Here is a 17,598-nt window from a genome sequence, read left to right on the forward strand (position 1 = left end):
TGGGAACGGGCCGTACGGGAGCCTCCCGTACGGCCCGTAACACTCACGGCTCGGTCTGAAAAGAGCGGTTAGTACTCAAAAGAGGGCCAGAGGCCCAGATGGCGCTCAGAAGAGGCGGAGCTTGTCGTCCTCGATCCCGCGCAGCGCGTCGTAGTCCAGCACGACGCAGCCGATGCCGCGGTCGGTGGCCAGCACCCGCGCCTGGGGCTTGATCTCCTGGGCCGCGAAGATGCCCTTGACCGGGGCGAGGTGCGGGTCCCGGTTGAGGAGTTCGAGGTAGCGCGTGAGCTGCTCGACGCCGTCGATCTCGCCGCGCCGCTTGAGCTCCACGGCCACCGTCGCGCCGTCCGCGTCCCGGCAGAGGATGTCCACCGGGCCGATGGCGGTGGGGTATTCGCGCCGGATCAGCGTCCAGCCCTCGCCAAGTGTCTCGATCCGATCGGCGAGGAGCTCCTGCAGATGTGCTTCCACGCCGTCTTTGATGAGCCCGGGATCGACGCCGAGTTCGTGCGAGGAATCGTGCAGAACCTCCTCCATGGTGATGATGAGCTTCTCGCCCGCCTTGTTCACCACGGTCCACACATCGCCGTCGCCCTCCTTCAGCGTGCAGGGCGGCGACATCCAGTTGAGGGGCTTGTAGGCCCGGTCATCGGCGTGAATGGAGACACTGCCGTCGGCTTTCACGAGGATGAGCCGCGGAGCCGAGGGGAGATGGGCGGTGAGCCGGCCCGCGTAGTCCACGGAGCAACGGGCGATGACGAGACGCATGGTCGGCCACGCTACTCGACGCCGGGCCGTCCACGCGATTCGCCCCGGATGAACCCAAACGGCGATGGCCGGTTGTCGGCGCATTCTCCTGGTGCGTCGGCAGTGGCCGAATTACCGTTGAAGGGGGCGGTCGCCGTACGGGCACTCTCCGTTGTCGACCGTCCGCCCATCCCTTAGACCCCGCTCGCGGGGTCGCGAGAGGAGAACCCATGTCGCTCGACGTCTCACCGGCCCTCCTCGAACAGGCCGAGCGAGGCGAGGTCGACGAAGCCGAATTCGTCGACTGCGTCCGGACCTCCCTGCCCTACGCATGGGAGATGGTCAGCTCCCTGGTGGCCCAGCTCAAGGTCGATGGTGGCGAGTTCGCCGACAACCAGACGCCTCCCCCGAACGAGCAGGCGCGCGGCCAACTGCTGCGCGCGCTGGCGAGTGACGCGATCCGCGGCGCCCTCCAGCGGCACTTCGGGGTCCGTCTGGCCTTCCAGAACTGCCACCGGGTCGCGGTCTTCCCGCTCGACCCGGCGGCCGACGACCGTCTCGCCCGTTTCACCTCGGTGCGGGGCCAGTTGCTGAACCAGTCGCCGGAGCTCCGGGACTGCTGAGGTGACGTCGCTGCCGCCCGGTGTGCGGGAGGTGCGTTCACTCACCAGGGCGGCAGCACCCCGGCCCGGTCAGCCGAGCAGCGGGAGCACCTCGGCGCCGAGCCGGCGGACGTTCTCCTCCGTCGCCGCGAGATCGCCCGAGCCCTCCGCGAGGAGGGCGAACCGCCGGACGCCGGTGCGTTCGGCCGAGGCCGCCAGGCGGTCCGCGCACAGCCGCGGCGGGCCGACCGGGTGCAGGTCGCACAGCAGCTCCGTGTAGGCCACCGGGTCCCGCATCGGCCGCCGCTCACCGTGGACCGTGACATGGGCGGCCAGCCCCTGGCGCAGCCAGCCGGGCATCGACTTGCGCAGCGTCTCCGCCGCCGCGCCGGGCTCGTCCGCGATCTGCACGACCCCGGCCGACACATGCCCGGCCGCCGCGACCTCCTCGGGCGAGCGGCCCGCGGCCAGCGCGTGCCGCCGCCACAGGGCCACCATCTCCGCCTTCTCGTCGTCCCCGCAGTGCATGCCCAGCAGCATCGGCAGCCCGCGCTCGGCCGCGAGCCGCGCCGTCTTCGGCGACGTGCAGGCGACGATCACGGGTGGCTCGGCGAGCTCCGGCAGCTCGTCCGCGCGCGGCACGACGGCGACCTCGCGGAAGGCGTACCGCTCCCCATCCGCCGCCACTCTCGGCTCACGCAGCCAGCGCGTCAGCAATTCGAGGGATTCCGGGAAGCCCGACTCGTACGCGCCGAGCCCCGATCCGAAGACCTCCAGATCCACCCACGGCCCGCCGCGCCCCACCCCGAGGGTGAACCGGCCGCCGGAGACGAGGTGCAGCAGCGCCGCCTGCTCGCCCAGGGCGACGGGGTGCGCCGACGGCAGCACGCTGACCGCGGTGCCGACGCCGATCCGGCGGGTACGGCCGAGCAGCAGCCCGGCGAGGGTGATCGCGGACGGGCAGACGCCGTACGGCACGAAGTGGTGCTCGGCGAGCCAGACGTCGTCCAGCCCCGCCTCCTCGGCGACCTCCGCGGTCCGTACGGCCCGGTGCAGCGCCTCCCCGTGCCCCTGGCCGGGGAACTGCGCTGCCAGGACGAAAGCTCCAACGCGCATCGCTCTTACGCCTCCTAGCGACCGACGCGACATCCCCCTGTAGGCAACAACGTGTGACACGTGCCAAGGGCACGGCTTCGCATAAACTTTCATGATGATCAGAGGGGGACCAGGGGAGCGGCTGCCCTACGTGTACCCGGAGCGGTGACCCTGACGCGTAACCTGGTGACGCCCCGTAGCTCTCCAGACCCCCATGAGGTGTCCCGTGTCCCCGCGCCGAAACCGCCCGCGAGGCGGCGCCGACAAATCCGCCGCGCGAGACGAGGGCGGCGCCCCCAGCGAGCGGTACGGACTGGAGCGCTCGGAGGACTGGCGCGGCGAGCCGTGGATCGTCCGCATGGTCGGCGGCGGCGCCGCGGCCAAGCACTACCGCTGCCCCGGCTGCGACCAGGAGATCCCGCCCGGCGTGCCGCACGTCGTCGCCTGGCCCGACCACGGCGGCGTGGACGACCGGCGGCACTGGCACAAGGCCTGCTGGAACGCGCGGGACCGCCGGAGCGCGCGGCTCCAGCGGTCCCGTAACGCGCCGCGGTACTGACGGGCCGCGGCTTCTCTTCTCTCCTGGCTTCTCGGATGCCTTCAGACGTCGCGCTTGGTCAGCGAGGCGTACGCGCCGCCCATCACGACCGCCGTGACGCCCAGCATGATCCACAGCGGCGTCCAGCCCGTCGGCCCCTCGTCCCCGACCGCGGTGCCGTAGAACCCGCCGAGCTGGCTGGGGATCGAGTACAGGAACAGGAACTCGCGGACCTTCTCCAGGCTCTCGGAGAACATGAACAGGCCCAGCACCAGCGGCAGCAGCACCACGCCGAGCATGACGGTGACGGCCCCCGCGGAGTGCCGCAGCAGCGTGCCGACGGCCATCGCCAGCAGGCCGAGGGTCGCGACGTACAGGCTCACGCCGACCGTCGCCCGCAGCCAGGCGCCGGTGTCCGCCGCGTCGGTGACGGTGCCGCTGAGCAGCGCGGAGTGCATCAGCGCGACGAGCGTGGTGGTGACGAGGGTGATCACGAACGCCACCGCGAAGAAGATCAGGCCCTTCGCGGCGAGCACCCGGCCCCGGCTCGGGCAGGCGGTCAGCGTCGTACGGATCATCCCCGTGCCGTACTCCGAGGTCATCGTGAGCGCGCCGAGCGTGATCACGCAGATCGAGCCGAGCAGCACGCCGAAGAAGCCGAAGCTCGGCAGCGGCGTGTGGACCTCGTTGCCCTGGGCGCCGACGGCCACCGCGACGAGCAGGCCGATGCCGATGACGAGGGCGACCATCACGCCGAGCGTCCACATCGTCGACCGGACCGACTTGATCTTGGTCCACTCGGAGACGAGGGCGTCGCCGAGGTTCGCCTGGCGCACGGGGATCGGCGAGGCGTAGCCGTAGAGCTGCCCCTGGTTCTCGTACGGGCCGGGGTACTGGCCCTGCCACTGCTGCTGCGGCGGGGGACCCTGCGGCACGGGAGGCTGCCCGTACGGCTGCGCGGGCGCGGCCGGGGGCTGCTGCGGGGCGTGAGCGGCGTGCGGCCCCTGCGGCGGCACGGGCTCCTGGGGGGCCTGCTGCTGGTTCGGGGTCGTCATCGGGCGTCCTCGTTGTCGCGCTTGTTCAGATCGGCCGGGGCGGGACTCCGCGGGGGCTGCGGCGGAGCCTGCGGCTGGGGTGCCGCGTACGGATTGGGCTGCGCGCCGGGCTGCCCGTACCCGCCGCCCGGCTGGGGCGCGCCGGCGGCCTGCGCGCCCCAACTGTCGGCCGGGTTGTAGCCGACCGGCGTGTACCCGGCGGGCACCTGCTGGTGCAGGCCGATCCGCTGGTCGGCCGTGGAGCGGTAGTCGACCGCGCCCTGCGTGAGCCGCATGTACGCCTCCTCCAGCGACGCCTGGTGCGGCGAGAGCTCCCACAGCCGTACGTCCACGTCGTGCGCCACATCGCTGATCCGCGGCAGCGGCAGCCCGGTGACCCGCAGCCCGCCGTCCTGCTCGGGCAGCACCTGGCCGCCCGCCTCGATGAGCGCGGCGGTCAGCTTCTCGCGCAGCTCCGGCTCCGTGTCGGGGGTGCGGACGCGCGCGAAGTCCGCCGAGTTCTGCGAGATGAAGTCCTTGACGCTCATGTCGGACAGGAGCTGGCCGCGGCCGATGACGATCAGGTGCTCGGCGGTGAGAGCCATCTCACTCATCAGGTGGCTGGAGACGAAGACCGTGCGGCCCTCGGCGGCCAGCGACTTCATCAGGTTGCGGACCCACAGGATGCCCTCCGGGTCCAGACCGTTGACGGGCTCGTCGAACAGCAGCACCTGCGGGTCGCCGAGCAGCGCCGCCGCGATCCCGAGCCGCTGGCCCATGCCCAGCGAGAACCCCTTGGACCGGCGCCGCGCGACGTCCTGGAGTCCGACGACGCCGAGCACCTCGTCCACGCGGCGCGCGGGGATGCCGGAGAGCTGCGCGAGGCAGAGCAGGTGCTGCCGGGCGCTCCGGCCGCCGTGCACCGCCTTGGCGTCGAGCAGGGCGCCGACCTGGCGCGGTGCGTTGGGCAGCTCGCGGAAGGGGTGACCGCCGATGGTGACCCGTCCCGAGGTGGGCTGGTCCAGACCGAGGACCATGCGCATCGTCGTCGACTTCCCCGAGCCGTTCGGCCCCAGAAATCCGGTGACGGTCCCCGGCCGCACCTGGAACGACAGGTTGTACACGGCCGTCTTGGCGCCGTAGCGCTTCGTCAGGCCGGCTGCCTCGATCATTCTCCGCCCCTCACGAGATGGTCGGGGCGCACGCCCCCGTAAGCGTTAGGAGGATAACCACGCATTGACGGTTCCCGTTAAATGAGAATGAGGCAGGAACACCCCCACAGATGCCGCACACCCCGCCCCAAAAGGGGCGCGAGGAACGCCCCCGCCCCAGGAGGGGCGCGGGGAACTGCGCGCTCAACCCAAACGCACCCGCAGGCGTCGCACGCCCTCGGCCCAGCAGGGGCGCGGGGAACTGCGCGCTCAACCCAGACGCACCCGCAGGCGTCGTACGCCCTCGGCCCAGGAGGGGCGCGGGGAACTGCGCGCCCAGCCACAACGCACCCGCAGGTGACGTACGCCCTCGGCCCAGCAGGGGCGCGGGGAACTGCGCGCTCAACCCAATCGCACCCGCAGGCGACGTACGCCCCAGCCCAGGAGGGGCGCGGGGAACTGCGCGCTCAACCCAGACGCACCCGCAGCCGGGCTACGACCCGCCCCAGCAGGGGCGCGGGGAACTGCGCGAAAAACCCCCACGCACCCGCAGGTGCAAGGCCCCAACCCCAGCGGAGCTGCTACGCATCGCGCCGCCGAAGCGTCACATACCCGAACACCAGCGCCGCCACCACCCAAAGCGCCATGATCCCGAACCCGCCCCACGGCCCGTAGGGCGCATCGTCACTGGTCGGCACGGTCTGCATGATCTTTCCGCCGGCCTGGTCGGGAAAGTACTGGCCGACTTTCTTGGTGGCGGAGACGGTGCCGAGGATGTTGGTGATCAGGAAGAAGAACGGCATGAGGATGCCGAGCGAGAGGACCGGGCTGCGCAGCACCGCGGTGATGCCCATGGAGAACATCGTGATGAGCGTCATGTAGAGCCCGCCGCCGATGACCGCGCGCAGCACCCCGGGGTCGCCGAGGGTCGCCTTGTGGTCGCCCAGCATGGCCTGGCCGATGAAGAACGTCAGGAACGACGTCACCATGGCGACGACGAGGGCGAGCACCGTGGCGACCGCGACCTTGCCGAAGAGGAACGTGCCGCGCTGCGGTACGGCCGCCAGCGAGGTGCGGATCATGCCGGTGCTGTACTCGTTGGAGACCACCAGCACCCCGAAGACGATCATCGCGAGCTGGCCGAGCCCGGTGCCGGCGAAACTGATGAGCGTCGGGTCGAAGGTGAGCTGGTCCTCCTGCGACATGGTGTCGAAGCTGTTCGCGGACACGGCGCTGATGAGCGCGCCGAGCGCGATCGTCACCACGGCCGCGAGGCCCAGCGTCCACGCCGTGGACCGCACCGATTTGATCTTGGTCCACTCCGACCGGAGGACCTGTTGCACGACCGCCATCGTCAGAGGCCCCTCTTCCGGTTCTTCCGGTTCTCGCGCTCCCGCTCCCAGCCCGCACCCCACCCGGCCGCCGGCGGCGCTCCCTCCGCGTAACCCGCGCCCGCCTCCGGCGGAATCGGCGCCTCCGCCGCGAGCCCCGTCGCCGACGAGTGCGCGTGGTACTCGACGGACCCGGCGGTGAGCTGCATGAAGGCCTCCTCCAGGGACGCCTGCTGCGGGCTCAGCTCGTGCAGTACGAGCCGGTGCTCGGCCGCCAGCTCGCCGAGCGTCGAAGCGGCCACGCCGTCCACTTCCAGATGGCCGTCGGAGGCGGTCACCGCGGTGATTCCGGCGCTCTCCAGCACATCGAGCAGCCGCTCGTACTCCGGCGAACTGATTCGTACGTATGAACGAGAATTCTCGCGAATGAACTCGGCCATCGATGTGTCGGCCATCAACCGCCCCTGGCCGATGACGACCAAATGCTCGGCGGTGAGCGCCATTTCACTCATCAAGTGGCTGGAGACGAAGACCGTACGGCCCTGCGCGGCCAGCGACTTCATCAGATTGCGAATCCAGTGGATGCCCTCGGGGTCGAGCCCATTGACCGGCTCGTCGAACATCAGGATCTCCGGGTCGCCCAACAGCGCGCCCGCGATCCCGAGCCGCTGTCCCATGCCGAGCGAGAATCCCTTGGAACGCTTCTTCGCGACCCCGGACAGGCCGACCATTTCCAGCACCTCGCCCACCCGGGCGGTGGGGATGCCATTGCTCTGCGCCAGACACAGCAGATGGTTGTACGCGGTCCGGCCGCCGTGCATCGCCTTCGCGTCGAGCAGCGCCCCGATGGACCGCAGCGGGTCCGTGAGCTGCGCGTAGTGCTTGCCGTCGATCCGTACGCTGCCGCTGGTCGGGTTGTCCAGGTCCAGCATCATCCGCATCGTCGTGGACTTCCCCGCGCCGTTGGGCCCCAGGAAGCCGGTGACCATCCCGGGCCGCACGGTGAACGTGAGATCGTCCACGGCGAGCTTGTCGCCGTATCGCTTGCTCAGCCCCTCAAGCTCGATCATGCGTTCACGCTAAGGGGGTATGCGGGCCTCCGCCACCCCTGGCCGGACGGCGGCCGGAGCCTACTCCAGGGGCCCCTACGCACCGGAGCGCCCCCGCCGCCGCAAGGGCGGAGCGGGGGCGCTCCCTGTCGCATCACCGAGCCCCGACGAGCCCAGCCGAGCCCAGCCGTGCCCGGACGAGCCCAGCCCGGCGTCAGCGGGTCTGCTGCGCGGGGACGCCGCGCGTGACCTCGTCGTCGCCGGGCGAGCCGGCCGCGGCCACCGCGGCGCCGGTCAGCGTCGCGAGCATCTCGCGGACGTTGGTGAGCTGGGCGTTGATGGAGTCGCGGCGGTTGGTGAGCGCCGCCAGCTCCCGCTCGGACTCGCTGCGGATACGGTCCGCCTTGGCGTTCGCGTCGGCCACGATGTCCTCGGCCTGGCGCTGCGCGGTCTCCACCGTCTGCCGGGCCCGGCGCTCCGCGTCCGTACGCAGCTTCTCGGCCTCCAGGCGGAGCTGCTCGGCGCGGTGCTCGATCTCCGCCAGCCGCTTCTCCGCCTTCGCCTGACGGGCCGCCAGGTCGCGCTCGGACTGCTCGCGGCGCTTGGCCAGGTTCGTCTCGAAGTCGGCGGCGGCCTGAGCGGCCTTGGCGCGGGTCTCCTCGAAGAGGGAGTCCGCCTCCTCGCGCTTGGACTGCGCGTCCTTCTGCGCCTCGGCACGCAGGGTGGAGGCGTCGCTCTTCGCCTTCTCGACGATCCGGGCGCCCTCGTCCTCGGCCTTCGACTTCCGCTCGGCGGCGAACGCCTCGGCGTCGTTGCGCACTTGCTGGGCGGCGGACTCGGCCAGCTCCCGGTGCTGCTCGGCGGCGCGGCGGGCCTCCTCGCGCAGATCCTTGGCCTCTTCCTCGGCCAGCCGAAGGATCTTCTCGACACGGGCGCCGAGCCCGGCGTAGGACGGCTCCGCGTCGTTGACCTGGGCCTGGGCGTTCTGCGTTTCGAGGTGCAGCTCCTCGATCCGCTTTTCCAGAGAGGTGATACGGGCCAGTGCACTGTCACGGTCGGCGACGAGCTTGGTAATGCGGTCGTCCACCTGGCCGCGGTCGTATCCACGCCGCACGAGCTCGAAGCCGAAGGGGGAGGAAGTGTCGCTCATGGGGTTCCTGTCGAAAGAGACCGGTGAGGTGATAGAGGGAATCCTAGGGGTGCGAACGGCGTGTCATCGAGTCAACGTCCGATTGGTCTGGAGAATGTCCGCTCATTCGAGTGGCTAGTTATCGCTTTGCTTGCCACTCGTACGGGTGGAACCCGCTCCGGCCGCCGCCTTGACGCCGCCGCCGTCCTTACCCCCGGCGGCGTTCGGTGACTCGAATGACTCCAACGCCTCCAACACGTCCTGAACGCGGGAAATCTCGGTATTGATGTCCTTGCGGCGACGTACCAGCACCTCCAGTTCCTGTTTGCCCTCGTCCACGATCCGCTGGGCCTCCGCGGTGGCCTCGGCGCGCAGCCGCTCCGCCTCCCGGATCGAATCGGCCTTCTTCTGCTCGGCCTCCTTGAGCAGCCCCTCCGCCTTGCGCACCGCGGCGATACGGACCTTGCTCGCCTCGCTGCCGGCGTCCGAGACCAGCTTCTCCGCCTTCTCCTTGGCCTCCGCGAGCTGTTCGGTCGCCGCCGCCACCAGCTTGTCGCAGCGCTCGCCCGCCGACTGCATCGCCTCCGACGCCTCGCGCCGGGCCCGGTCGTGCAACTCCTCGACCTCGGCCTCGATCCGGGCCCGCAGCTCCTCCGCCCGCTCCCTTATGGCCGTCGCGTCCCCGCGCGCCTCGGCCAGCAGCGTGTTCGCGTCCGTACGGGCCTGCTCGACCAGCGCATTGCCCTCGCCGGTGGCCTCCGTGACGATCCGCTCGGCCTCCTTGCGGGCCGCGCCGACCATGGTGTCGGCCTGCTCCTCGGCGGCCGTCGCCGCCCGTACGGCCTCCTCCTGGGCCTTGGCGACCAACTGGTCCGCCTGCCGCGCGGCGTCGTTGCGGCGCTTGGACGACTCCTGGCGCGCCTCGTCCAGCGCCTCCTGCGCCTGCGCCGCCGCCTCGGCGCGCAGCCGCTCCGCCTCCTCCTCGGCCGCCGCCTTGACGCGCTCCGCCTCGGCGCGGGTACGGGCCGCGTGCTCCTGCGCGGAGGTGACCGTCTCGGCGGCCTCGGCGCGCAGCCGGTCCGCTTCCTTCGTGGCCTCGGCGATCAGCGCGTCGGCCTGCTCGGCCGCCTCGCTCCGGCGCGCGCCCGCCGCCTCGCGGGCCTCGTCGAGCGTACGGTCCGCCTCGGCCTGCGCGGTCTCCAGCGCCTCGGCGGCGTCCGCGCCCAGCTTCTCCGCCTTCGCCGTGGCGTCGGTGACCAGCGCCTCGGCCTCGGTCAGCGCCTCCGACATCAGCCGGTCGGCCTGCTCGGCGGCCTCCGTGCGGCGGGCGTTCGCCGCCTCCCGCGCCTCGTCGAGGATGCGGTCCGCGTCCTCCTGCGCCGACGAGGTCAGCTCCGTGGCCTCGTTGATGATGCGCTCGGCCTCGGCGCGGCCCTCCGCGCGCACCCCCTCCGCCTGCTGGGCGGCCTCGGCGCGCATCTTGTTCGCGTCGTCGCGGGCCTCGGCGCGGGTGCGGTTCGCGTCCTGCTCCGAGGAGGCGAGCGCGTCCGAGGCGTCCGTACGCAACTGCTGGGCCTTGGCGGAGGCGTCCGCCACCATCCGCTCGGCCCGCGCCGTGGCGTCCGCGACGACCTTCTCGGCGTGCGCGGAGGCCTCCGCGCGGTGCGTCACGGCGGCCTCGCGGGCCTCTTCCAGCGTCGTCGTGGCCTCGGCGCGCAGCCGCTCGGCCTCCGCCGTGGCGTCCTCGACCAACTGGTCGGAGTACGCGGTGGCCTGCGCGCGCAGCTCCTCAGCCGCCGCGCGGGCCTCCTCCAGCGCCGTCGCGGCCTCGGCGCGCAGCCGCTCCGCCTCCGCCGTGGCCTCCGTGACCAGCGCGTCGGCCTGCTCGGCGGCCTCGGCGCGCCGGGCGTCGCCCGCCTCGCGCGCCTCCTCCAGCAGCCGCTCCGCCTCCGTACGGGCGTTCTCGACGGTCTCGGCGGCCGCCGCGCGCTGCTGGTCGGCCTCCTCCGTCGCCATCGCGAGGAGTTCGTCGGCCTGCTCGGCGGCCTCCGTGCGGCGGGCGTTCGCCGCCTCCCGCGCCTCGTCCAGCGCCGCCGTCGCCTCGGCGGTCAGCCGCTCCGCCTCGGCCGTGGCCTCCGCGACCGTGCGCTCCGCCGCGGCGTCGGCGGCCTCCGCGGTCTCCTTGGCCTCCTTGCGGACCCGCGCGGCGTCCTCGGCGGCCCGCTCCCGCTCGGCGTACGCGTCGGCGCGGACCCGGTCCGCCTCCTCCTGCGCCTCCGTGCGGGTGCGCTCCGCGTTGTGCTCGGCGGCCGACCGCAGCCCGGAGATCTCCTCCTCGGCCTGCTCGTGCAGGCCCGCCACGGAGTCCCGCACCTGCTGCGCGGTCTGCTCCGCCGCGGCGACCAGCTCGCTCGCCCGCGTCTCGGCCTCCGCGGACAGCCGCTGCGCCTCCTCCTGCGCCTCCGTGACCCGCTTACGGGCCGAGGCCAGCAGCTCCTCGCTCTGCTCGTGGGCCTGTTCGCGCTCGGCCTGCGCCTCGGAGCGGGCGTCGCCGAGGAGTTGCTCGGCTTCCCGGCGGCGCCGGGCCGCCTCCTCCTGAGCGGCCGTCAGCGCCTCGGCGGCCTCCGCCTCGGTGCGCTCCGCCGCGGCGCTCGCCTCGCTCCGCACCCGGTCGGCGGCCTCCTTGGCCTCGACCCGCAGCCGCTCCGCCTCCGCCGTGGCCCGCTCCCGCAGCCGCACGGCCGCGGCCTCGCCCTCGGAGCGGGCGCTCGCCGCCTCCTCGACCGCCTCGGCGCGTACCCGCTCCGCCTCGGCCTCCGCCTGCTGCTGGAGCGTGCGCAGCCGCTCCGCGGCCTCCGAGCGCAGCCGCTCCGTCTCCTCGGACGCCTCCTTGCGCAGCCGCTTGGCCTCGGCACGGGCCTCGTCCAGCGCGGTCTCCGCCGCGGCGACCCGCGTCTCGGCCTCCTCGCGCAGCCGCGTCAGCTCCGCCGCGGCCTCCTCGCGCAGCGCCTCGGCGCCCCGCTCGGCCTCCTCCCGCGTCCGACGGGCCGTCTCCTCGGCCTCCGCGCGCGTCAGTTCGGCCTGGCTCGCGGCCTCCGCGCGGGTCTCCTCGGCCTCCGCGCGGGCCTTCTCGACGGTGTCCTCGGCCTGCTTGCGCAGCGCCGCGGCCCGCTCGGCCGCCTCGGCCCGTACCCGCTCGCTGTCGGCGCTCGCGCCGCCGCGGGTCTCCTCCGCGTCGGACTTCGCCTTCGTCAGCAGCTCCTCGGCGGTACGGGCCGCCTCCTCGATCTGCTGGACCGCCTCGCGCCGCGCCTCCGTGCGCAGCCGCTCGCCCTCGGCGACCGCCTCCGAGCGCAACTGCTCGGCCTCCCCGCGCAGCCGCCGCGCCTCCTCCTGGAGCTCGACGGTCTTGGCGCGGTACTCCTTCGTGTCGTCCTTCGCCGCGCCCTTGAGCTGCTCGGCGGATTCCGCGGCCTGCTCGCGCAGCCGGTCGGACTCCGCCTCGGCCTCCCGGCGGATGCGCTCCGCCTCGGCCGCGGCGGCCTTGGTGGTGGCCTGCGCGTCCTCGGACGCCTTGGTCAGCACCTCCTCGGCCTGCCGGGCGGCCTTCGCGAGCTGCGCCGCGGAGTCCTCGGCGGCGGCGCTGCGGGCCGCCTCGGCGGCCTCCGCGACCAGCCGCTCCGCCTTCGCCCGGGCGTCGTCGCGCTCCTGCTCGGCCTCGGCGCGCAGCGCCTCGGCCTCCTTGGTGGCCTCGGCGACCAGCCGGGCGATCTCCGCCTTGGCGGTACGGGTGCGCTGCTCGTTCTCCGACTCGGCGCCGGCCAGCCGCTTCGCCGCGGCCTCCGTCGCCTCCGAGACCAGCTTCTCCGACTCGGCGCGCGCCTCGCGCAGCGCCGTCTCGGCCTCCCGCATCCGCGCCTCGGCGGCCCGCGTCAGCTCCGCGGCGCGCCGGCGGGCCTCCTCGGACTCCCCGGCGGCGCCGGTGCGCAGCCGCTCGGCGTGGTCGGTGGCCTCCTGCGCCTGCGTGGAGGCGGCGGTCAGCAGCCGCTCCGCGTCCGTACGGGCCCGCCGCAGTATGGCCTCGGCCTCGGCGCGGGCGTCCTCGGCGGCGGAGTTGAGCCGCTCCCGGGCGCGCTCGGTCAGCCGCTGGGCCTCCGCGTGGGCCGTGGCGACCGCCTGCTCGGCCTCGGCCCGCGACTCGTCCAGCAGCCGGCGGGCCTGGCCCTCGGTGCGGGCGCGCAACTGCTCGGCCCACGCCACGTTCTCGTTGACGTGCGACTCGACGGTGCGGCGGCGCTCCGCCAGCTCCTCGTCGAGCCGCTGGCGGCGGGCCACGGCCTCGGCGTGCAGCTCGGATTCGAGCCGGGCCTGCCGCTCGGCGTGCTCCTGGAGCAGCCGCTGCGTCTGCGCCCGGGCCTCGCGCACCTCGCGCTCGGCGTCCGTACGGAGCTGATCGGCCTGGATCTGCGCGTTACGGAGCAGTTGCTCGGCCTGGTAGCCGAGGTCGCCGCTGTCGTAGGCAGGGCGTGCCGCGAGGCTGCGGCGCGCCTCGTGCAGCTTGGCGCGCAACACCTCGACCTGATAGCCGAGGTCGTCGGCGTGCTGAACGGCCTTCTCCCGCTCGGTTCGCAGCCGCTTCATCTCGGCTTCGAACTTCGAGAGGTGGTCTTCAGGCTCGTAGCGGTCGTCGCCCCGCACTGCGCGGTCCATCCGTCCCCTGGTCGCGTTGGCGGCCTGCTCCGTCCTGCGTGCTCGTTCGAACGCGGAGCCGGCCCTTCCGAGGAAATGGTGTCAGATCATCGGCAAAGCTTGGGCCGAGCCCCAGATCCCGTACCCCGGCCGAACCTGCACTCTACCGGCCGGGGATGGCAGAGGTCAGTGCTCCGTCGCCGCGGTGACGAGTTCGGTGAGGACTCCGTGGCAGTCCTTGGGGTGGAGGAAGGTGATGCGGGAGCCCATCGAACCCCGCCGCGGCTCGTCGTAGAGGACCCGGACGCCCTTGTCCCGTACGGCCGCGGCGTCCCCGTCGACGTCCTCGGTGCCGAAGGCGATGTGATGCACGCCCTCGCCGTTCTTGGCGAGCCACTTGCCGACCGCGCTGTCCTCGCGGATCGGCTCCAGGAGCTGGAGGTAGGAGGCGCCGCCGTCGGACGTCTCATTGATTTTCAGCATGGCCTCGCGTACGCCCTGTTCCTCGTTGATCTCGGTGTGGAACACCTCGAAGCCGTACGTGGCACGGTAGAACTCGACGGTCGCGTCGAGGTCGGAGCAGGCGATCCCGATGTGGTCGATTCGCGTCAGCATGCCTCCAGTGCACCGCTCGCACGCGTGGTTACGCAACGTGCGCGCGATCACACCCGCTGCCCGGTGACCGGGCGGGTACCGCTCAGTACATTGACGGGAACCCTCGTTAACATCCCTCAGCGCGAAGGGGCCGCACCATGACTGGTACGACCGGCACCACCTCTGTGATCGTCGCGGGCGCCCGCACGCCCATGGGCCGCCTGCTCGGCTCCCTGCGGTCCTTCTCCGGGGCCGACCTCGGCGGCATCGCGATCAAGGCCGCCCTCGACCGGGCCGGCATCGGCGGCGACCAGGTGCAGTACGTGATCATGGGGCAGGTGCTCCAGGCGGGCGCCGGCCAGATTCCCGCCCGGCAGGCGGCCGTCGCCGCCGGCATCCCCATGAGCGTGCCCGCGCTGACCGTCAACAAGGTCTGCCTCTCCGGCCTCGACGCCATCGCCCTCGCCGACCAGCTCATCCGCGTGGGCGAGTTCGACACCATCGTGGCCGGCGGCCAGGAGTCCATGACCAACGCCCCGCACCTGCTCCCGAAGTCCCGCGAGGGCTACAAGTACGGCGCCGTCGAAATGCTCGACTCCATGGCGCTCGACGGCCTCACCGACGCCTACGAGGGCATCGCGATGGGCGAGTCCACCGAGAAGCACAACACCCGCCTCGGCATCGGCCGGGCCGAACAGGACGAGATCGGCGCCCGCTCCCACCAGCGCGCCGCCGCCGCCCAGAAGAACGGCCTCTTCGAGGCCGAGATCACGCCCGTACAGGTCCCGCAGCGCAAGGGCGAACCGGTCATCTTCGCCCAGGACGAGGGCATCCGCGGCGAGACCACCGCCGAATCGCTCGCCAAACTGCGCCCCGCGTTCGCCAAGGACGGCACGATCACCGCCGGCACCGCCTCGCAGATCTCCGACGGCGCCGCCGCCGTCGTCGTGATGAGCAAGGCCAGGGCCGAGGAGCTGGGCCTGGAGTGGATCGCGGAGATCGGCGCGCACGGCAACGTCGCCGGCCCCGACAACTCCCTCCAGTCGCAGCCCTCCAACGCCATCCGGCACGCCCTGGACAAGGCCGGACTGACCGTCGACGACCTCGACCTCATCGAGATCAACGAGGCGTTCGCCGCCGTCGCCGCGCAGTCAATGAAGGACCTCGGAATCTCCCCGGAAAAGGTGAACGTCAACGGCGGGGCCATCGCGCTCGGTCACCCCATCGGGATGTCCGGCGCCCGGCTCGTACTCCATCTGGCGCTGGAGCTGAAGCGGCGCGGCGGCGGGGTCGGCGCCGCGGCCCTGTGCGGCGGCGGCGGGCAGGGCGACGCACTGATCATCCGCGTACCGGGTAAGTGAACAGCTAGTACTTGAACAGCTAGTACTGACGAGTACTGAGAACGGAGCAGTGATGGCGGACGTCCCCACTCTGGTCGAGCAGGCGCGCCAGGGCCGGCCGCGCGCGGTGGCCCGGCTGATCTCACTGGTGGAGGGGGCGTCCCCGCAGCTCCGCGAGGTGATGGCCGCGCTGGCCCCGCTCACCGGCGGCGCGTACGTCGTCGGGCTCACCGGATCGCCCGGCGTCGGCAAGTCCACCTCCACGTCCGCGCTGGTCAGCGCCTACCGCCGGGCCGGAAAGCGGGTGGGCGTGCTCGCCGTCGACCCCTCCTCGCCGTTCTCCGGCGGCGCGCTCCTCGGCGACCGGGTGCGGATGTCCGAGCACGCCTCCGACCCCGGCGTCTACATCCGCTCCATGGCCACCCGCGGCCACCTCGGCGGCCTCGCCTGGGCCGCGCCGCAGGCCATCCGGGTGCTGGACGCGGCCGGCTGCGACGTGATCCTCGTCGAGACCGTCGGCGTCGGACAGTCCGAGGTGGAGATCGCCGCCCAGGCCGACACCTCCGTGGTGCTGCTGGCCCCCGGCATGGGCGACGGCATCCAGGCCGCCAAGGCCGGAATCCTGGAGATCGGCGACGTCTACGTCGTCAACAAGGCCGACCGCGACGGCGCCGACGCCACCGCCCGCGAGCTCAACCACATGCTCGGCCTCGGCGAGTCCCGCGCCCCCGGCGACTGGCGGCCCCCCATCGTCAAGACGGTCGCCGCCCGCGGCGAGGGCACCGACGAGGTCGTCGAGGCCCTGGAGAAGCACCGCGCCTGGATGGACGAACACGGCGCCCTCGCCGGGCGGCGCGCCCAGCGCGCCGCCCGCGAGGTCGAGACGATCGCCGTCACCGCCCTGCGGGAGAAGATCGGCGACCTGCGCGGCGACCGGCGGCTGGGCGCCCTGGCCGAGCGCATCATCACGGGGACGCTCGACCCGTACACAGCGGCCGACGAACTGGTCGCCGGAATCACCGAAAGCGACTGACGGGGGCCTCCGGCCCGGTGGCCGCCCATTGACTCCGTCGTTGAGCCCGGCACCGGGTTCCCGCCCGTCCGCCGGGCCGGGCCCTGATCACCGTCGCCCGCTGCCGGTGCGCGGGCCCCGGCCCCGCGGCGGCCGGGCGCCGTCCGCCGGGCGCGGGTCCGGCCCGGCAGCGCCCGGCAGGGGGCGCGTGCCACCGGCCGGCGGGCGTGTCAGGCGCCTCCCGGCAGCGCCCCGCAGGGGCGCGGGGAACTGCGCGATCAGCCACGACGCGCCCGCGGCCGGCGTACCGGCCGTCGGGTGGTGCGCCGGCCGGGCGCCGTCCGCCGGGCGCGGGCCCGGCCCGGCAGCGCCCGGCAGGGGGCGCGTGCCACCGACCGGCGGGCGCGTCAGGCGCCTCCCGGCAGCGCCCCGCAGGGGCGCGGGGAACTGCGCGATCAGCCACGACGCGCCCGCGGCCGGCGTACCGGCCGTCGGGTGGTGCGCCGTCGTCGTCGAGGTCGACCTTCGTCACCGTCGCCCCGTCGCGCGCCCCCTTGCGGGCGGCCTCGGTGGCGTCGACGGTGGCGCCCTTCAGCTCCTTACGGGCGTGGGAGACGCCGTGGTAGCCGTTGTCCTTGTGCTCGGTGTGCTGGTCGAGGACGCGGGCGTTGCCGGCGTCGAGGGTGACGTCGTGGAACTTGCCGTCCTTGCCGAGCACGTCCAGCTCCCAGACCAGCCCCGGGTCGTCCTCGTCGAGGTCGATCTCCGTGATGGTGCCCGGCACGGCCTTGAGCGCCGCGGCCGCCGCCTCCGGTGCGGTGATCTTGGCGGTACGGGCCTCGATGAGGTCCTCGTGCGCGTCGTCGTCCTTGACGCGCAGGCTCGACTTCGGCCCGGTGTACCCCTTCGCGTCGTGGTCGTCGGAGGAGTCGTGGTCGGCCGAGTCGTGGTCGTCGGCCGAGTCGTGGTCGGCGGAGGAGCCATGATCGTCGGAGTCGTCGGAGGAGTGCCCGTTCCCCGACGCCTGCCCGTCGTCCGTCGCCGGCCGGCTCTGCGACGACGCGTGGTGCGCCGTCCCGCCGCCGTCGCTGGTGACGGCGACGGCCGTCGCGGTGCCTCCGGCGATCACGGCGGCCGCGGCCACGGTGGCGATGGCGATGTTGCGCCTCATGAGGAATTCCTCCCGATCACTGGGTCAGTGGGTCGTCGAGCGGGTCGTCCGCCCTCGACGGTCCCCACAGTGGCTCCCCGTCCCTGAAGGCAGCCTGAAGCGGCCTGAAGATTTCT

At 73.0% G+C, this 17,598-nt stretch carries 14 protein-coding genes; 4 read left to right on the plus strand and 10 right to left on the minus strand.

What is annotated here, in order from left to right; translation table 11 throughout:
- Positions 1 to 105 precede the first annotated feature (105 nt).
- Positions 106 to 768: an endonuclease NucS gene (gene nucS, locus IF55_RS27465; RefSeq protein ID WP_030889712.1), complete on the minus strand. Its 663-nt coding sequence runs from the start codon at positions 766 to 768 to the stop codon at positions 106 to 108.
- Positions 769 to 977: 209 nt separating this feature from the next.
- On the opposite strand from nucS, the gene IF55_RS27470 reads away from it, so the two are divergent.
- Positions 978 to 1,370 (plus strand): SCO5389 family protein, encoded by a 393-nt coding sequence (locus IF55_RS27470; protein WP_030889715.1) that lies wholly within the window; start codon positions 978 to 980, stop codon positions 1,368 to 1,370.
- A 69-nt stretch (positions 1,371 to 1,439) separates the two neighbouring features.
- On the opposite strand, the gene IF55_RS27475 is transcribed toward IF55_RS27470, so the two are convergent.
- On the minus strand, positions 1,440 to 2,465 hold the full coding sequence (locus IF55_RS27475) for an LLM class flavin-dependent oxidoreductase (RefSeq protein ID WP_030889718.1): 1,026 nt from the start codon (positions 2,463 to 2,465) through the stop codon (positions 1,440 to 1,442).
- Positions 2,466 to 2,670: 205 nt separating this feature from the next.
- Here IF55_RS27475 and IF55_RS27480 point away from each other — a divergent pair, with 205 nt between their 5' ends.
- Complete coding sequence (locus IF55_RS27480) at positions 2,671 to 3,003, plus strand: hypothetical protein (protein WP_030889721.1); 333 nt, start codon at positions 2,671 to 2,673, stop codon at positions 3,001 to 3,003.
- A gap of 41 nt (positions 3,004 to 3,044) precedes the next feature.
- Here IF55_RS27480 and IF55_RS27485 read toward each other — a convergent pair whose 3' ends face one another.
- From IF55_RS27485 to mce, 7 genes are all read right to left on the minus strand, one after another.
- Positions 3,045 to 4,037, minus strand: a complete 993-nt coding sequence (locus IF55_RS27485; protein WP_078645307.1) for an ABC transporter permease — start codon at positions 4,035 to 4,037, stop codon at positions 3,045 to 3,047.
- Entirely contained in the window at positions 4,034 to 5,188 is a 1,155-nt protein-coding gene (locus tag IF55_RS27490; RefSeq protein WP_030889726.1) for an ABC transporter ATP-binding protein, read from the minus strand. Before IF55_RS27490 ends, IF55_RS27485 begins: the two co-directional genes overlap by 4 nt.
- 560 nt (positions 5,189 to 5,748) lie before the next feature.
- Positions 5,749 to 6,519, minus strand: coding sequence for an ABC transporter permease (locus IF55_RS27495; protein WP_030889729.1), 771 nt, complete (start codon positions 6,517 to 6,519; stop codon positions 5,749 to 5,751).
- Positions 6,520 to 6,521: 2 nt separating this feature from the next.
- Positions 6,522 to 7,568, minus strand: coding sequence for an ABC transporter ATP-binding protein (locus IF55_RS27500; protein ID WP_048832539.1), 1,047 nt, complete (start codon positions 7,566 to 7,568; stop codon positions 6,522 to 6,524).
- Positions 7,569 to 7,761: 193 nt separating this feature from the next.
- A complete protein-coding gene (locus IF55_RS27505) occupies positions 7,762 to 8,697 on the minus strand; it encodes a coiled-coil domain-containing protein (protein WP_030889736.1) in 936 nt (311 codons plus the stop codon).
- A gap of 114 nt (positions 8,698 to 8,811) precedes the next feature.
- On the minus strand, positions 8,812 to 13,386 hold the full coding sequence (gene scy, locus IF55_RS27510) for a polarized growth protein Scy (protein ID WP_211270043.1): 4,575 nt from the start codon (positions 13,384 to 13,386) through the stop codon (positions 8,812 to 8,814).
- A 165-nt stretch (positions 13,387 to 13,551) separates the two neighbouring features.
- A complete protein-coding gene (gene mce, locus IF55_RS27515) occupies positions 13,552 to 13,980 on the minus strand; it encodes a methylmalonyl-CoA epimerase (RefSeq protein WP_030889742.1) in 429 nt (142 codons plus the stop codon).
- Positions 13,981 to 14,144: 164 nt separating this feature from the next.
- Here mce and IF55_RS27520 point away from each other — a divergent pair, with 164 nt between their 5' ends.
- On the plus strand, positions 14,145 to 15,320 hold the full coding sequence (locus IF55_RS27520; protein WP_030889744.1) for an acetyl-CoA C-acetyltransferase: 1,176 nt from the start codon (positions 14,145 to 14,147) through the stop codon (positions 15,318 to 15,320).
- A gap of 52 nt (positions 15,321 to 15,372) precedes the next feature.
- The gene (gene meaB, locus IF55_RS27525; protein WP_030889747.1) at positions 15,373 to 16,332 is read left to right on the plus strand and encodes a methylmalonyl Co-A mutase-associated GTPase MeaB; all 960 of its coding nucleotides are present in this window, start codon (positions 15,373 to 15,375) and stop codon (positions 16,330 to 16,332) included.
- Here the strand turns inward: meaB and IF55_RS40840 are convergent.
- Positions 16,316 to 17,482 (minus strand): PepSY domain-containing protein, encoded by a 1,167-nt coding sequence (locus IF55_RS40840; RefSeq protein ID WP_048832541.1) that lies wholly within the window; start codon positions 17,480 to 17,482, stop codon positions 16,316 to 16,318. The genes meaB and IF55_RS40840 overlap by 17 nt on opposite strands.
- Positions 17,483 to 17,598 lie beyond the last annotated feature (116 nt).

The sequence above is a fragment of the Streptomyces varsoviensis genome, assembly GCF_000718635.1.
Lineage (GTDB): Bacteria > Actinomycetota > Actinomycetes > Streptomycetales > Streptomycetaceae > Streptomyces > Streptomyces varsoviensis.

What these genes read in the sequence shown, in the direction of transcription:
- nucS (WP_030889712.1), bottom strand. Translation starts at nt 768, where the DNA reads ATGCGTCTCGTCATCGCCCGTTGCTCCGTGGACTACGCGGGCCGGCTC.
- IF55_RS27470 (WP_030889715.1), top strand. Translation starts at nt 978, where the DNA reads ATGTCGCTCGACGTCTCACCGGCCCTCCTCGAACAGGCCGAGCGAGGC.
- IF55_RS27475 (WP_030889718.1), bottom strand. Translation starts at nt 2,465, where the DNA reads ATGCGCGTTGGAGCTTTCGTCCTGGCAGCGCAGTTCCCCGGCCAGGGG.
- IF55_RS27485 (WP_078645307.1), bottom strand. Translation starts at nt 4,037, where the DNA reads ATGACGACCCCGAACCAGCAGCAGGCCCCCCAGGAGCCCGTGCCGCCG.
- IF55_RS27490 (WP_030889726.1), bottom strand. Translation starts at nt 5,188, where the DNA reads ATGATCGAGGCAGCCGGCCTGACGAAGCGCTACGGCGCCAAGACGGCC.
- IF55_RS27495 (WP_030889729.1), bottom strand. Translation starts at nt 6,519, where the DNA reads ATGGCGGTCGTGCAACAGGTCCTCCGGTCGGAGTGGACCAAGATCAAA.
- IF55_RS27500 (WP_048832539.1), bottom strand. Translation starts at nt 7,568, where the DNA reads ATGATCGAGCTTGAGGGGCTGAGCAAGCGATACGGCGACAAGCTCGCC.
- IF55_RS27505 (WP_030889736.1), bottom strand. Translation starts at nt 8,697, where the DNA reads ATGAGCGACACTTCCTCCCCCTTCGGCTTCGAGCTCGTGCGGCGTGGA.
- scy (WP_211270043.1), bottom strand. Translation starts at nt 13,386, where the DNA reads ATGGACCGCGCAGTGCGGGGCGACGACCGCTACGAGCCTGAAGACCAC.
- mce (WP_030889742.1), bottom strand. Translation starts at nt 13,980, where the DNA reads ATGCTGACGCGAATCGACCACATCGGGATCGCCTGCTCCGACCTCGAC.
- meaB (WP_030889747.1), top strand. Translation starts at nt 15,373, where the DNA reads ATGGCGGACGTCCCCACTCTGGTCGAGCAGGCGCGCCAGGGCCGGCCG.
- IF55_RS40840 (WP_048832541.1), bottom strand. Translation starts at nt 17,482, where the DNA reads ATGAGGCGCAACATCGCCATCGCCACCGTGGCCGCGGCCGCCGTGATC.